Here is a 1,154-nt window from a genome sequence, read left to right on the forward strand (position 1 = left end):
TAGCCACTATTGTTATTCTCAAAAACGTGCTCATAGACGTTGTTGTAAATGTCGCTTTGCACAAAGAAGAAGAAATCCCCAGCCACGGCAACAGGAAGATTCACTGTCCCTGAACCCGTGTAGTTTTCTTCCGCATTCAATGCGCCATTGTGATAGAAATTGCCCAGAAGATAATCTTCTTCGTCTAAGGTTTCATCCTCGGACATAAACACCCGATCCCACCAAGCTGTTTCTAAAGTGCGTCCTGTGCCAGCATTAGTGACAGTCCAACTCAGGTTCATTGGTTGTCCTGAGAAGGCTCCATTAGGAGCATTAACCGCCGTTACTTGTAAATCGGGAGGTGGAGTTAAATTAACATCTGTTGGCCCACCAGACCCCCAATTATCCCCTTCATTACCAACTTCGGTAACGTAGTTATAAACATCAGTTTGTACGAGGAAATAGTAATTGCCATCAATACCGCGAGGTAGGGTTACGGTTAAACTATTGTTGTAACTATCACCCGCATTTAAGTAACTGATGTTGGTCGCCTGCCCTAAATAGGTATCTGTGTTATCAAATTCTTGATCCAGCGATAGATATACTCTGTCGTACCAGATGGGGGCATTCGTTGCGCCTGTTCCTGTATTAGTGATTGTCCATGCGACGACTGTTTCTTGACTGGAGAAAGCGGTAGATGGCGCAGCGACCTCACTCACAACCAGATTGGGAACAGGGGCAAGAATAACGCTAAAAATCTGATCATCTGTTGTCGTGTTGTTTGTGTTTGCACTTTCGGCAAGATTTTCGTAGTAATCGGTGGTGACAGTGATTTTATAATTGCCGTTCAAGTCAAGGGGAATATCTAGGTTTTGAATTCTTTCTAAAGCTTGACCCACACCGAGACTACCGGTATAGCTGAAGATACCTAAATCTCTGACAAAAGAATTATCAGCGGCATTAACCAGATAAATTCGGTCAGACCAAGTTCCCGTTGCTCCTGCGTTTCCTTGGTTAGTGACCGTCCAAGAAATTTCGATTGACTCTCCCGATAGGGTTTCCAGAGGAGACTGAATGCTTGTAACAACTAAATCAGGAGCAATTAGGGTGATAGGAACCGCAAAGGTATTGTTATTATCATTACTCTCCGCTTGATTATTATTGCGATCAGCAAG

General features: G+C 43.8%; 1 protein-coding gene. It reads right to left on the minus strand.

The window, feature by feature from the left end; all coding sequences use genetic code 11:
* The coding region (locus tag MICAI_RS16375) for a CARDB domain-containing protein (RefSeq protein WP_039900382.1) at positions 1-1,154 on the minus strand (1,154 nt) is incomplete at both ends.

The sequence above is a fragment of the Microcystis sp. T1-4 genome (genome assembly GCF_000297435.1).
Classification (GTDB): domain Bacteria; phylum Cyanobacteriota; class Cyanobacteriia; order Cyanobacteriales; family Microcystaceae; genus Microcystis.